Consider the following 12,799-nt stretch of genomic DNA (forward strand, 5'->3'; position numbering starts at 1 on the left):
GAGACGTCATGACGCGAGAGGCCATCGCCCCGCTGCCAAAGCCCTGCAATGCCGAGGGAAAACCGCGCCGCACCGGCGTGGAGATCGAGTTCGCGGGGCTGACCGAGGCGCGCATCGCGCAGATCGCTGCGCGGGCCTTGGGGGGCGAGGCGCGGCGCAGCGACGGTCAGGACTGGGAAGTCACCGGTACGAAGCTCGGCGATCTGCAGGTCTATCTCGATATCTCGCTGCGCAAACAAGCCGGTGGGACGCTCAAAGAGCTTGGTCTACGCATCGGGCGCGAGGTCATTCCGGTCGAGATCGTGACCGATCCGCTGGACCGCGAAGGGCTCCTGCAGCTATCTGATTTCCTTGACTTGCTGCGCAGCGAGGGCGCGCAAGGAACCGGTCGGTCGCTGCTCTATGGTTTCGGGCTTCACCTAAACCCGGAGATCGCGTCCAGCAACGCAGAGGACATCGTCCGCCCTCTACTGGCCTTCGCGCTGATCGAGGAGTGGATGCGGGAGACATGGCCGATCGAGGCGACCCGCGAAGTGCTGCCCTTCACCGCCCCTTACCCCAAGAAGCTGATCGAAGATTTGGCGCGGCTCGGCCCGGATGCCGCGCTCGACGCGGTGATCCTGGCTTATCGCAAGCACACGCTGTCGCGGAACCACGGGCTCGACATGCTTCCGATCTTCTGCGAACTGCGACCCGACCTGATCGCGCCGGAAGAAGGGAAGGGTGGCACCGTTTCGCCGCGTCCCGCCTTCCATTTCCGGCTGCCCGATTGCCGCATCGACGATGAGACATGGTCGCTCGATAACGAATGGAAGCGTTGGTGGTTCGTGGAGACGCTCGCGGCAGACCCTGAACTGCTGGGTCTGATGTGTCGCGAATGGTTGACGGCGAAAACCGAATTTCATCTGCTGGGTGGGAAATGGCTCGAAACCTGCGAGAAAATTCTGAGGCTTGCCGGGCATAAATGAAGCCTCTGATCGGCATATCGACCTCGCGTCGCACCGGGTGGCGGGTCTATCCTTTCATCGCCTTCGGTGTCTGGCTTGCGGGCGGGCGTTCGGTGCGCTGGGTAGCAGGCAAACGCGCCGAGGTGCGCCATGTCGATGGCGTCATCGTGGGCGGGGGCGACGACATCTCTCCAGAGCTGTATGGCGGCGATCTGATCGCGAGCGCGGTCCTCGATCCGGCGCGCGACGAGTTGGAGAAATGTCTGGTCGAGGAGGCGATGGCACAGGGAAAGCCGGTGCTGGGGATCTGCCGCGGCGCACAGATGATCAACGTGGCGCTCGGCGGTGATCTGCATCAGGACGCCTACGACCATTACAACGCGCGCAAACACACGACGCTCTTGCCGAAAAAGGATGTGCGGATCGAACCCGGCACCCGCCTCGGTGCGCTGGCCGGCCTGGAGCTGATGCGGGTCAACGCGCTCCACAGTCAGGCGGTGGATCGGTTGGGCGACGGCCTACGGGTCGCGGCGCGCGACGGCTCGGGCATGGTGCAGGCGGTGGAGCGGATCGAGGAACCTTTCGCCCTCGGCGTTCAGTGGCACCCGGAATACCTCACCTATGCACACCGGCAACGGGCGCTGTTTCGGGCGCTGGTGGCGGCCGCGCGCGCCGGTGTCGAACATCGCGCGCAGCTTCCCGAGGTCAGCGCCGAGGCGAAGGCCTGAGCCCACGCCTCAGCAGTTGTCGTAATCCCAGCCGTCGATGATCGCGACTGCGTCTTTTGCGGTCTCTACGAAGCTGACGAGCTCGAGATCTTCGGGCGAGATCGTCCCGGCCTCGGCCAGCCGATCCCAGTTGATGATCTCTTCCCAGAATTTTCGCCCGAACAGGATGAAGGGGATCTTCGACATCCGCCCCGTCTGGATCAGCGTCAGCGCCTCGAACATCTCGTCGAGCGTGCCGAAGCCGCCGGGGAAAACGCAGACGGCGCGGGCGCGCATCAGGAAATGCATCTTCCGGATCGCGAAATAGTGGAAGTTGAACGTCAGATCGGGCGTCACGAATTCGTTGGGCGCCTGCTCGTGCGGCAGCACGATATTGAGGCCGATGGACTGTCCGCCCGCTTCATGCGCGCCGCGGTTGCCTGCCTCCATCACGCCGGGGCCACCGCCGGTGCAGATCACGTTCTCCCGGCCATATTCCTGCATCGAACGCTCCGTCATCGCGCGGGCGAAGCTGCGGGCCTCCTCGTAGTAACCCGACAGTTCCGCGAGATATTCGGTCTTGGCGCTCGCCTTGTTTTCGGGGGCAGGGATGCGTGCGCCGCCGAACATGACGATGGTCGACTCGATGCCGCGCTCGTCCATGATCAGTTGCGGCTTGAGCAATTCGAGCTGCAGCCGAACCGGGCGCAGCTCGTCGCGCAGCATGAAGTCCACGTCCGTATAGGCCAGCCGATAGGCGGGCGCGCGGGTCTGTGGCGTGTCGGGAATGTTCTTTGCGGTCTGCGCGTCTTCCCGCGAGTGGCGGAACGAATGCGTCGTGTCGTCCTTCATAGGGGCACCTGCTCATTGCGCGATTGGCTCTGACCAACTATAGGCTGAACGCTGTAAAGGCCACCTGAAAGAGGATTTGCCCATGTCGAACGCCGCGCTCGAAACTGCAATCGAAGCCGCTTGGGAAGCCCGCGACACGATCACCCCGTCAACCGGCGGTGAGACCCGCGAGGCGATCGAGGACACGCTCAACGCGCTGGATCGCGGCGAACTGCGTGTGGCCGAAAAGCGCGAGAACGGCGATTGGCATGTGAACCAATGGGCCAAGAAGGCGGTTCTGTTGGGCTTCCGCCTGAAGGACATGGAGCAGCAGGATGGCGGCCCGCAGGGCGGTCACTGGTGGGACAAGGTCGACAGCAAGTTCAAGGGCTGGGGCGACAACGAGTGGAAAGCCGGCGGTTTCCGCGCCGTGCCGAACTGCATCGTGCGTAAATCGGCCTACATCGCACCGGGCGTGGTGCTGATGCCCTCTTTCGTGAACCTCGGCGCCTATGTCGACGAGGGCACGATGGTCGACACCTGGGCCACCGTCGGCAGCTGCGCGCAGATCGGCAAGGGCGTTCACCTCTCGGGCGGCGTTGGCATCGGCGGGGTGCTGGAGCCGATGCAGGCCGGCCCGACCATCATCGAAGACAACTGCTTCATCGGCGCGCGCTCGGAAGTCGTCGAAGGCTGCATCGTCCGCGAAGGCTCGGTTCTGGGCATGGGCGTCTATATCGGCAAGTCGACCAAGATCGTTGATCGGGAGACCGGCGACGTGATGTATGGCGAAGTGCCGCCCTATTCGGTCGTCGTGTCGGGCTCGATGCCGTCCAAGAACGGCATCAACCTCTACTGCGCGGTGATCGTGAAGCGCGTCGACGCACAAACCCGGTCGAAGACCGGCATCAACGAGCTGCTGCGTGACTGACAAGCCGGAAAAGCCGAAGAAGAAACCCTCGCGCCAGCAGGTCTTCACCCTGCTGGTCGAGGTCGGTCGCTCGCCCAATGACGGTCTGCCGAAAGGCGCGTCCGGGGCGGGGCTGCTCTGCTACGCATCGGGCGTGGACGAGGCAGAGGCCGTGCGCGAGACCGTGGCGATCCTCAAGCAGGCCGAGATGGCGCCGCTTGACGTCACGGGTTACGGCACGCTCGCGGAACGCGAGAAACAGGGGCACGAGATCGACGACGCTGAACGTGAATTGATGCAACGGGCGCTCGACGAGAACTCCGTGATAATCGCCCAGATGGAGCCGTTTTTCGGCAACGACAAGAAGCCGCTGCAGTAAGCCATAGAGTGTCTTTTGACGCCCGTTGAAACCTCACGAACCGTTGATACAGTGGTTCAAAGGGCAAAACAGCGAGCAGGCAACATGGCAATTCCGGGCAAGATTATCCCACTGACATTCATGGCGTTTTCCGCGCTCTCGGCCTGTGCGGGGCCTCCCGAATCCTCGCCCCGGCCGCTGGCGCGGGGCAGCGCGCCCGTGGCGGATCCGATCCCGCCGACGGACGCCGCAACGGAAGCGCGTTTCGAGTCCTGGCTCGCGGGCTTCAAATCACGCGCGCTGGCGAACGGCATCACCGAGTACACCTGGAACCGCGCGATGGCCGACGTGCGCTACAATCCCAAGGTGATCGAGCGCGACCGCTACCAATCGGAATTCACCAAGTCGATCTGGGACTACCTCGACAGCGCGGTCTCGGATGAGCGCGTCGCCACCGGCAAGCAGATGCTGCGCCAATATGGCCCGCAGCTGGATGCGATCGAACGCAAATACGGGGTCGACAAGGAAGTCGTCGTCGCGATCTGGGGCATGGAGAGCCGTTACGGCGCCTATCGTGGGAAGACGGCGATAATCCCGGCGCTCGCGACGCTGGCCTATGACGGGCGACGCGGCGAGTTCTTCGCCAAGCAGCTGATCGCCGCGCTCAAGATCATCCAGTCCGGCGACGTGGATGCGCGGCACATGACCGGCTCCTGGGCCGGGGCAATGGGCCATACACAGTTCATCCCGACCTCCTATCTGTCCTACGCGGTTGATTTCACCGGCGATGGTCGGCGCGATATCTGGTCGGAAGATCCAACCGATGCCCTGGCCTCGACGGCGGCCTATCTGGCGCGCTCGGGCTGGTCGAAGGGGCAGCCGTGGGGCGTGGAGGTCATCTTGCCCTCTGGCTTCGACTACGGCCTCACTGGCAAGGGCACGAAGAAGAGCCCTGCCGATTGGGCGGCGCTTGGCGTGCGCTCGGCCACGGGCGGCACGGTGCCGAATTATGGCGCAGCGTCGATCCTCGTGCCCGCAGGCGCGAAAGGTCCGGCCTTCATGATCTTCGGCAACTTCCGCGCCATCTCGCGCTACAACTCCGCCGACAGCTACGTGATCGGCGTCGGGCATCTGTCCGATCGTCTGAAAGGGAAGGGGCCCTTCGTGCAGGATTGGCCCCGCACGGGCAAGCCGCTCAATTCGAAGCAGAAGGTCGAGCTGCAGGAGAGGTTGACCGCGGCGGGCTTCGATACGGACGGGACCGACGGCAAGATCGGTGCGAATACCTCGAAGGCGATCGTGGCCTTCCAGAAGTCGCGCGGTCTTCCGCCCGATGGCTACGCTACGCTGGAGTTGCTGCAGGTGCTGCGCGGCTCGTGAATTGGCGAACGCGAAGTGCAGGGGCGCGGGGCTTACCTCCGCGCCTCTTGCTTTGAGATCTGCACGGCGAGAATGCCGCCTGCGATCACCAGCACGCCAAGCGCGTCGTGCCAGTCGACATGCTCGCCCAGCACAGCCCAGGCGATGGCGACGCCGAAGACCGGCGTGAGGAAGTGGAACGTCGCCGCGCGCACCGCGCCGATGCGGCCCACGAGGCGGAACCACACCCAGGTCGCCATCAGGCCTGGCACGATTACCGTATAGGTGAAGGCCAGCGCCAGTTTCGGCGTAACGGTCACGTCCAGATGCTCGGTGAAGGCGGAGACCACGGCGAGGCTCACGGAACCCACCAGCATCTGCAGCCCGACGATCATCAAGACGCCGCCGCCGCCGCCGCTCGCGCCGCGCACGGTCAGCGTGGCCACTGCCAGCGCCAAGGCGCCCGCGACGCAAAGACCCAGCCCGAACGGATCGATCCCGCCTTGCAGCCGCGCCCCCATGATGATGCCGACGCCCGCGAAACCAGCGATCAGCCCGGCGATACCGAGGAGCGGAATCCGGTCTCGGAAGACGATCCATCCGAGCGCGCCGACGATCAGCGGCATGGTCGAGGCGATGATCGCTGCGACCGAGGCTTCGACCGTCGTCATCGCGACCCAGTTAAACCCCAGGTAGAGCGCGTTTTGACAAATACCGAAAATGATCGTGGCGCGCCATTGGGCCCGGCTCAGCCGCCAGCTTTGCCCGAAGGCCAGCGCAAGCGCGATGCCGATCCCGCCGGACAGGGCGAACCGCAACGCCAGCGCCGCAAGGGGCGGCGCCTCCGCCACGATGATATGCGTGGACGTGAAAGCCGAAGACCACATCAGGGCAAAGGCGAGCCCCATTCCGATCGCGCGCAGATCCATCTTTCCTCCGGGCCTGAAAAAGGGCGCCCCGATTGCTCGCGGGCGCCCTAAAAACTTGGCTGTCCCTCTCTAGAGAGAGTCCTGCGATCAGGAGTTCACGCTGTCCTTGAGCGCTTTCGCCACGGTCACTTTGACCTGCTTGTCAGCCGGCTTTTGCATCTGCTCGCCGGTGGCCGGGTTGCGGACCATGCGCTCGGGGCGCTCGCGGCAGTAGACTTTGCCAATGCCCGGCAGGGTAACGGCGCCGCCGTTCGACACTTCTTTGGTGACGACGTCGGTGATTGCGTCGAGCGCGGCCGAAGCCGTCTTCTTGTCGGCGTCCATCGCCTCGGCGAGGGCTGCCACCAGCTGGGTCTTGGTCATCGGTTTCGACATGTTCGTTCCTCTCTCCGCCCCGGTAATCCAGGGTCAATTTCGTCCGCGTTGCACGGTTGGTGGGCCATGTTCCACACGTTTTTATTGAGCATGGCAAGCCCTTTTCCCAGAATGCGCGGGTTTTTCCCACGTCACAGAAAAGCTGTTTCCTCGAAGCTACGCAATTTCCGGCTGTGAATACGATCCAGAGGCATCTCGCGAAGTTTCTCCATTGCGAGGATGCCGATGAGCAAATGGCTCGCGACTTGGGTGCGGTAGAATTCGGTCGCCATGCCGGGCAGCTTCAGCTCGCCATGCAGCGGTTTGTCCGAGACGCAGAGAAGCGTGCCGTAGGGCACCCGGAAGCGGAAGCCGTTCGCCGCGATCGTCGCGCTTTCCATATCGAGCGCAACCGCGCGCGACTGGCTCAGCCGATGGACCGGGCCTGACTGGTCTCTCAACTCCCAGTTGCGGTTGTCGATCGTCGCTACCGTACCGGTGCGCATGATCCGCTTCAGCTCGTAGCCTTCCAGTTTCGTCACCTCTGCCACCGCTTCCTGCAGCGCGATCTGGATCTCGGCCAGCGCCGGGATTGGCACCCAGACGGGAAGGTCGTCATCGAGCACGTGGTCCTCGCGCAGATAGGCATGGGCGAGGACGAAATCGCCCAGCTGCTGCGAATTGCGCAGACCCGCGCAGTGACCGACCATCAGCCAGGCATGCGGGCGCAGCACGGCGATATGGTCCGTCGCGGTCTTCGCGTTGGACGGGCCGACGCCGATATTGACCAGCGTGATCCCGCCGCCATCGGCGCGCTTGAGGTGATAGGCGGGCATCTGCGGCAGTTTCGCAAGGCCCGGGATCTCGTCCTGCGGGTCGGTGATCTCCTGATTGCCGGGAGCCACGAAGCTCGTATAGCCCGAGTTCTTGTCGCCCAGCAGGCGGCGCGCAACGGCCTCGAACTCGTCGACATAGAACTGGTAGTTCGTGAACAGCACGTGGTTCTGGAAATGCTCGGCCTTGGTCGCGGTGTAATGCGACAGGCGCGCCAGCGAGTAATCCACCCGCTGCGCGGTGAAGGGGGCGAGATGGCCCGAGCCGTCCGGGTTCGGCCCCGCCATGCCGTTGACGATATCGTCGTTCATCCCCGCAAGGTCCGGCACGTCGAACACGTCGCGCAGGCTGAAATCGAGCACGCCTTCCTGCGGAACGGTCACTTCCGGATGCGCAGCCACGGCGAAATGCACCGGGATCGGGGTTTCCGACGGGCCGACCGTGACCGGGATATTGTGGTTCTTGATCAGCAGGCCCAGTTGCTGCGTCAGGTAGTTGCGGAACAGGTCGGGCCGCGTGATCGTCGCCATGTAGGTACCCGGCAGCGCCACATGGCCGAAGCTCAGCCGGCTGTCGGCCTTGATATGCGATGGCACAGAGATGCGCACTTCCGGGTAGAAGGCGCGAAAGCGGTTCCGCGCGGTCTTGCTCTCCAACGTCTCGTTGAATTTCTCGAGCAGGAAGGCGGTCGCCTCGTCATAGAGCGCCTCGAGCCGGGCGACGGCCTCGGCGGCATCGGTGAAGCTCTCCGCAGGGGCTGCGTCAGGGGTGATGAGGTCTAGCGTTTCGTTCATTCAAAAAGGTCCGTCAGTTCAAAACGCGTCACGTCGACGAGGCCAAGATCCGAAATGCGGATCTCGGGAATGACGACGAGCGCGAGCAGCGAATGCTGCATGTAAGCGTTGTTCAAGGTGCAGCCGCAGGCGCCCATCGCCTCGACCATCTTGGCGGCGCGCGCGGCGACCGTTTGTGCCGGATCGTCCGACATCAGCCCTGCGATCGGCAGCGGGACGGCGGCGATTTCTGCGCCGTCCTTCCAGACAGAGACGCCGCCGCCCATTTTTCCGAGGGCATTGGCGCAGGCGGCCATCATCTCGCGATCAGTGCCGACCACGATCATGTGGTGGCTGTCATGAGCGACAGTCGAGCCCATCGCCATGCGGCCCTTGTAGCCGAAGCCTGAGACGAAGCCGTTGGTGACGCCGCCCGTGCCCTGATGGCGCTCCACCAGCGCGATCTGGGCGATGTCCTTGGAGGTGTCGGGCTGGGCGAGCCCGTCGGTCACGTCCAGCTCTGCGGTCAGCGCCTTGGTCGGGGCCTGGTTCTCGACCACGCCGATCACCTTGGCGGTCACTGTGTTAGCGCCCTCCGGCGCGGCAAGCTCGAAATCCGCAGCCGTCAGGGTCTTGCCCAGATGCACCGTGTTGCGGGCGCTTTCAGGCCAGTCGTAATGCGGGCAGTCCGCCAGCAGCTTTCCATCCTTCGCCACCGTGCGCCCACGCGCGATGACCTGCTCGACCGGCAGGGTCGCCAGATCCGAGGTCAGGATCACATCGGCCCGGCGGCCCGGCGTGATCGAGCCCAGCTCGCGCTCCAGCCCGAAATGGGTCGCGGTATTGATCGTGCACATCTGCAGCGCGACCAGAGGATCTGCCCCGCACGCCACGGCGTGGCGGAAGACGCGGTTCATATGCCCGTCATTCACCAACGTGCCGGAATGGCAGTCATCTGTGCACAGGATGAAATTGCGCGGGTCGAGACCCTTCTCGGTGACGGCGGTGATCTGCGTCTCCACGTCATACCAAGCCGAGCCCAGCCGCATCATCGAGCGCATCCCGTTGCGCACCCGCGCGATCGCGTCCGCCTCGCAGGTGCCTTCGTGATCGTCGGCGGGCCCGCCCGCGACATAGGCGCGGAACGGCGCGCCCAGATCGGGGGAGGCGTAATGTCCGCCCACGGTCTTATGCGCGTTCTGCGTCGCTGCGATCTCGGCGAGCATCTTCGGGTCGGCATTGATCACGCCGGGGAAGTTCATCATCTCGCCCAGACCGATGATGCCGGGCCATGTCATCGCCTCGGCCACATCTTCGGGGGTGATCTCGAAGCCCGTCGTTTCCAGCCCGGGCGCAGAGGGCGCGCAGGAAGGCATCTGGGTGAAGATGTTGACCGGCTGCATCAGCGCCTCGTCATGCATCATCCGCACGCCGGCGAGCCCCAGCACATTCGCGATCTCATGCGGATCGGTGAACATGCTCGTCGTGCCGTGGGGGATCACGGCGGCGGCGAATTCGGCGGGCGTGAGCATACCGCTCTCGATATGCATATGCGCGTCGCACAGGCCCGGCACCATATAGCGCCCTCCGGCCTCGATCACTTCGGTATCGGGTCCGATGCTGTCCGAGAGATCGGGGGCCACGGCAGCAAATCTCCCCTCGGTCACGGAAATATCGTAGCCGTCGAGAACCTCTCGTGTGTGGACATTGACCCATTTGCCACCCCGGATCACGAGGTCGGCAGGTTCGCGCCCGGCAGCCACGGCAATCAATCGCGGTGCGGCTTCGGGCCAGGATTTGATCTTGTTCTTCTGTTCCATGTCCAAGCCTGTCATTGCGTGCGGGAAGGTTCAAGAGACGTTGTTATGCCTTCACACAGCCTCTACCTATGACGGATGACAGAAACGCAAAGGAGGCCGTGATGCCGACGCTTCTTTCCATCGGACACGGCTATTCCGCCCGTGCACTCGCACCGCTTCTTCTGGCGCGTGGCTGGCGCGTGATCGGCACCACGCGCAGCGCCGAGAAGGCCGAAATGCTGCGCAGCGAAGGCGTGGAGCCGCTGGTCTGGGAAGGTGGGCCTCTGCCGCTCGATCAAGCGACGCATCTGCTGTCTTCGGTTGCCCCGGGACAGGAGGGTGATCCGGTCCTCGCTGCGCAGCATTCCGAAATTGCTGCATCGCGGCATCTGGAGTGGATCGGCTATCTTTCGACCGTCGGCGTCTATGGCGATCACGCGGGCGGCTGGGTAGATGAGGCAACGCCGCTGACTCCCTCGACCAAGCGCGGGCAGGCGCGGGTGGAGGCCGAGGCGGCTTGGGGTGCGCTGGCCGCAGCCCATGACCTGCCGCTGCATATCTTCCGGCTCGCGGGCATCTACGGCCCCGGGCGCGGGCCCTTCGAGAAGGTGCGGCAGGGCAAGGCCCGGCGGATTATCAAGGAGGGGCAGGTCTTCTCGCGCATTCATGTCGAGGACATCGCGCAGGTGCTGCTCGCCTCGATCGACCGTCCCGATCCGGGCGCGGTCTATAATGTCTGCGACGACGATCCCGCGCCGCCGCAGGACGTGATCGCCTATGCTGCGGAACTGCTCGACCTGCCGCTACCGCCCGAGGTGCCGTTTGAGGAGGCCGATCTTAGCCCGATGGCGCGCAGCTTCTATGCGGAGAGCAAGCGAGTGCGAAACGACAAGATCAAACACGACCTCGGAGTCACGCTGCGCTATCCGGATTACCGCGCAGGGCTGCGCGCGCTTCTCGATCAGGCGGGCTGAAGCTCCACCCGCTTCTCGCGCACGGGCAGGTGGACGATGGCGGAGAAGGCACCCACGCCCACGCCGACCCACCAGACCAGCGTGTAATCGCCGTAGATGTCGTAGAGCTTGCCGCCCAGCCAGACGCCGAGGAAGGCGCCCACCTGGTGCGAGAAGAAGACGATCCCGTAGAGCGTGCCCATGTAACGAAGCCCGTAGATATGCGCGACCAGCCCCGAGGTCAGCGGCACGGTCGCGAGCCACAGCGCCCCCATCGCGAGCGAGAACATCAGCACCGTCGCGGGCGTCATCGGCGTCAGGATGAATGCGGCGGCGACGAATGTGCGCAGCAGGTAAACTCCCGCCAGCAGGTATTTCTTCGACCAGCGCTTGCCCGCCCAACCCGCATAGATCGTGCCAGCGATATTGGCGAGGCCGATCACCGAGATCGCGGCGGCGCCGAGCGCCGAGGTCGTCTCGATCCCGATCCCGGCCAGCAGCGATCCGGGCGGCACCGCGCCGCACATCTCGGTCACCATCGCGGGGAAATGCGCCGTGATGAAGCCCAGCTGATAACCACAGGAGAAGAAGCCGAGGAAGATCAGCGTGTAGGACGGATCGCGGAAGGCGCGCATCAGAACGGTGCCCATGCTCTCGGCCATCTCTTCGCGGCTGGCGCGCTCAGGCGCGCGGATCAGCGGCAGGAAGGTCAGCGAGGCGAGGATCACGGCGGCGAAGATCACGAAGACGGTCTGCCACGGGAAATGGCCTAGCAGCAGCTCCGCCATCGGCGCGCCGAAGACCTGACCGGCCGAGCCTGCCGCCGTCGCGATGCCAAGCGCGAGCGAGCGGTTCTCGTCCGAGGTCGCTCGGCCTACCACGGCGAGGATCACGCCGAAGCCGGTACCCGCGATGCCGAAACCCACGAGGATTTCCAGGAGCTGATGCTGTCCAGGCTCCACCGCGAAGGCCGAGAGCACGAGGCCGAGCGCATAGACCAGCGCACCGAGGATGATCGCCAGCCGGTCGCCCCAGCGCTCGGCAATCGCGCCGAAGATCGGCTGACCAATGCCCCAGGCGAGGTTCTGCACCGCGATGGCGAGCGAGAATTCGGCGCGTGGCCAGTTGAACTCGCTGGCGATCGGAATCTGGAAAACGCCGAAGCTCGCCCGGATGGCGAAGCTCAGCATCAGGATCACGGCCCCTCCGATCAGAACCGGCGTGAACAGTCTGCCTTGTGTCATTCTACGTCTCCCGGCGGATCTCCCTTCCGCGCGGGCGGCATATCGCCATGGATGCTGCAGCGCGTCAATCGCGAGCTTGTCTCGGTCACAATCGCGCGGGAATGCCCCAGAGCCGCTCTTGAACCTCCCCCGCAGCCATGGCCCAATGGCGTGACTTTCGAGGGGAGGCAGGATGTATACGGTTATCGGAACGGTCGGCTCGCGGACGCTGCGCGTGTTGTGGATGCTGGAGGAGCTGGGCGTGGAGTATCAGCACGTGCGGGCCGCGCCGCGCTCGGAGGATGTCGTGGCCTTCAACCCGGCAGGCAAGGTGCCGGTGCTCGTTGTCGACGGCACGCCGATCACCGATTCCACCGCGATCCTCACTTATCTTGCTGATGCGCATGGGAAGTTCACCCATGAGGCGGGTACGCTGGAGCGTGCGCGGCAGGACAGTCTGACTCAATTCCTGCTCGACGAGTTCGATGCGAATCTCTGGACCGCCGCGCGCCACAGTTTCGTCCTGCCCGAAGAGCTGCGGCTGTCGGGCATCAAGAATTCCCTGCGCTGGGAGTTCGAGCGCTCGCAGCGCACGCTCATCCACCGAATGGGGGATGGGGAGTTCGTGATGGGCGAGGAAATGACCGTGCCCGATATCATCCTGACGCATTGCCTCGACTGGGCGCTGATGGCGAAATTCCCGATCGTCGAGCATCGGCTGAGCGAATATCACGACCGGATGCGGGCGCGCCCCGCCTATAAGCGCGCGGTGGCGAAGCGGGACGAGTAAGGGGGCTCTGCCCCCGGTGCTACGGACCTCCC

The 12,799-nt window shown here is 64.5% G+C and carries 13 protein-coding genes; 7 read left to right on the forward strand and 6 right to left on the reverse strand.

What is annotated here, in order from left to right; all coding sequences use genetic code 11:
• Positions 1-8: 8 nt before the first annotated feature.
• Together B6V73_RS16915 and B6V73_RS16920 are read left to right on the forward strand one after the other, a co-directional pair.
• Positions 9-968 carry an amidoligase family protein gene (locus B6V73_RS16915; RefSeq protein ID WP_088720547.1) on the forward strand — a complete coding sequence of 320 codons (960 nt, stop codon included), beginning with the start codon at positions 9-11 and terminating at the stop codon, positions 966-968.
• Positions 965-1,675, forward strand: coding sequence for a gamma-glutamyl-gamma-aminobutyrate hydrolase family protein (locus B6V73_RS16920; RefSeq protein ID WP_088725879.1), 711 nt, complete (start codon positions 965-967; stop codon positions 1,673-1,675). Before B6V73_RS16915 ends, B6V73_RS16920 begins: the two co-directional genes overlap by 4 nt.
• Before the next feature lie 9 nt (positions 1,676-1,684).
• On the opposite strand, the gene B6V73_RS16925 is transcribed toward B6V73_RS16920, so the two are convergent.
• A complete protein-coding gene (locus B6V73_RS16925; protein ID WP_075776792.1) occupies positions 1,685-2,506 on the reverse strand; it encodes an LOG family protein in 822 nt (273 codons plus the stop codon).
• Between the two features lie 82 nt (positions 2,507-2,588).
• On the opposite strand from B6V73_RS16925, the gene dapD reads away from it, so the two are divergent.
• From dapD to B6V73_RS16940, 3 genes are all read left to right on the forward strand, one after another.
• Complete coding sequence (dapD, locus tag B6V73_RS16930; protein WP_075776793.1) at positions 2,589-3,416, forward strand: 2,3,4,5-tetrahydropyridine-2,6-dicarboxylate N-succinyltransferase; 828 nt, start codon at positions 2,589-2,591, stop codon at positions 3,414-3,416.
• Positions 3,409-3,774, forward strand: coding sequence for a hypothetical protein (locus B6V73_RS16935; RefSeq protein ID WP_075776794.1), 366 nt, complete (start codon positions 3,409-3,411; stop codon positions 3,772-3,774). Before dapD ends, B6V73_RS16935 begins: the two co-directional genes overlap by 8 nt.
• Positions 3,775-3,858: 84 nt before the next feature.
• Complete coding sequence (locus tag B6V73_RS16940) at positions 3,859-5,133, forward strand: lytic murein transglycosylase (protein ID WP_088725880.1); 1,275 nt, start codon at positions 3,859-3,861, stop codon at positions 5,131-5,133.
• A gap of 32 nt (positions 5,134-5,165) precedes the next feature.
• Here B6V73_RS16940 and B6V73_RS16945 read toward each other — a convergent pair whose 3' ends face one another.
• From B6V73_RS16945 to ade, 4 genes are all read right to left on the reverse strand, one after another.
• Positions 5,166-6,041, reverse strand: coding sequence for a DMT family transporter (locus B6V73_RS16945; protein ID WP_075776796.1), 876 nt, complete (start codon positions 6,039-6,041; stop codon positions 5,166-5,168).
• An 87-nt stretch (positions 6,042-6,128) separates the two neighbouring features.
• Complete coding sequence (locus B6V73_RS16950; RefSeq protein WP_075776797.1) at positions 6,129-6,416, reverse strand: HU family DNA-binding protein; 288 nt, start codon at positions 6,414-6,416, stop codon at positions 6,129-6,131.
• Between the two features lie 131 nt (positions 6,417-6,547).
• Positions 6,548-8,023, reverse strand: coding sequence for an AMP nucleosidase (locus tag B6V73_RS16955; RefSeq protein WP_088723411.1), 1,476 nt, complete (start codon positions 8,021-8,023; stop codon positions 6,548-6,550).
• A complete protein-coding gene (gene ade, locus B6V73_RS16960) occupies positions 8,020-9,822 on the reverse strand; it encodes an adenine deaminase (RefSeq protein WP_088725881.1) in 1,803 nt (600 codons plus the stop codon). Before ade ends, B6V73_RS16955 begins: the two co-directional genes overlap by 4 nt.
• 101 nt (positions 9,823-9,923) lie before the next feature.
• Here ade and B6V73_RS16965 point away from each other — a divergent pair, with 101 nt between their 5' ends.
• Complete coding sequence (locus B6V73_RS16965; RefSeq protein WP_088725882.1) at positions 9,924-10,775, forward strand: SDR family oxidoreductase; 852 nt, start codon at positions 9,924-9,926, stop codon at positions 10,773-10,775.
• On the opposite strand, the gene B6V73_RS16970 is transcribed toward B6V73_RS16965, so the two are convergent.
• Positions 10,763-11,998: an MFS transporter gene (locus B6V73_RS16970; RefSeq protein WP_088725883.1), complete on the reverse strand. Its 1,236-nt coding sequence runs from the start codon at positions 11,996-11,998 to the stop codon at positions 10,763-10,765. The two genes, B6V73_RS16965 and B6V73_RS16970, sit on opposite strands and share 13 nt — an antisense overlap.
• 172 nt (positions 11,999-12,170) lie before the next feature.
• Here B6V73_RS16970 and B6V73_RS16975 point away from each other — a divergent pair, with 172 nt between their 5' ends.
• Complete coding sequence (locus B6V73_RS16975) at positions 12,171-12,767, forward strand: glutathione S-transferase family protein (RefSeq protein ID WP_088725884.1); 597 nt, start codon at positions 12,171-12,173, stop codon at positions 12,765-12,767.
• Positions 12,768-12,799 lie beyond the last annotated feature (32 nt).

This window comes from Thioclava sp. JM3 (assembly GCF_002213185.1).
Lineage (GTDB): Bacteria > Pseudomonadota > Alphaproteobacteria > Rhodobacterales > Rhodobacteraceae > Thioclava > Thioclava nitratireducens.

Excerpts from the sequence above, each read along its gene's own strand:
- B6V73_RS16915 (WP_088720547.1), top strand. The coding sequence starts at position 9 with ATGACGCGAGAGGCCATCGCCCCGCTGCCAAAGCCCTGCAATGCCGAG.
- B6V73_RS16920 (WP_088725879.1), top strand. The coding sequence starts at position 965 with ATGAAGCCTCTGATCGGCATATCGACCTCGCGTCGCACCGGGTGGCGG.
- B6V73_RS16925 (WP_075776792.1), bottom strand. The coding sequence starts at position 2,506 with ATGAAGGACGACACGACGCATTCGTTCCGCCACTCGCGGGAAGACGCG.
- dapD (WP_075776793.1), top strand. The coding sequence starts at position 2,589 with ATGTCGAACGCCGCGCTCGAAACTGCAATCGAAGCCGCTTGGGAAGCC.
- B6V73_RS16940 (WP_088725880.1), top strand. The coding sequence starts at position 3,859 with ATGGCAATTCCGGGCAAGATTATCCCACTGACATTCATGGCGTTTTCC.
- B6V73_RS16945 (WP_075776796.1), bottom strand. The coding sequence starts at position 6,041 with ATGGATCTGCGCGCGATCGGAATGGGGCTCGCCTTTGCCCTGATGTGG.
- B6V73_RS16950 (WP_075776797.1), bottom strand. The coding sequence starts at position 6,416 with ATGTCGAAACCGATGACCAAGACCCAGCTGGTGGCAGCCCTCGCCGAG.
- B6V73_RS16955 (WP_088723411.1), bottom strand. The coding sequence starts at position 8,023 with ATGAACGAAACGCTAGACCTCATCACCCCTGACGCAGCCCCTGCGGAG.
- ade (WP_088725881.1), bottom strand. The coding sequence starts at position 9,822 with ATGGAACAGAAGAACAAGATCAAATCCTGGCCCGAAGCCGCACCGCGA.
- B6V73_RS16965 (WP_088725882.1), top strand. The coding sequence starts at position 9,924 with ATGCCGACGCTTCTTTCCATCGGACACGGCTATTCCGCCCGTGCACTC.
- B6V73_RS16970 (WP_088725883.1), bottom strand. The coding sequence starts at position 11,998 with ATGACACAAGGCAGACTGTTCACGCCGGTTCTGATCGGAGGGGCCGTG.
- B6V73_RS16975 (WP_088725884.1), top strand. The coding sequence starts at position 12,171 with ATGTATACGGTTATCGGAACGGTCGGCTCGCGGACGCTGCGCGTGTTG.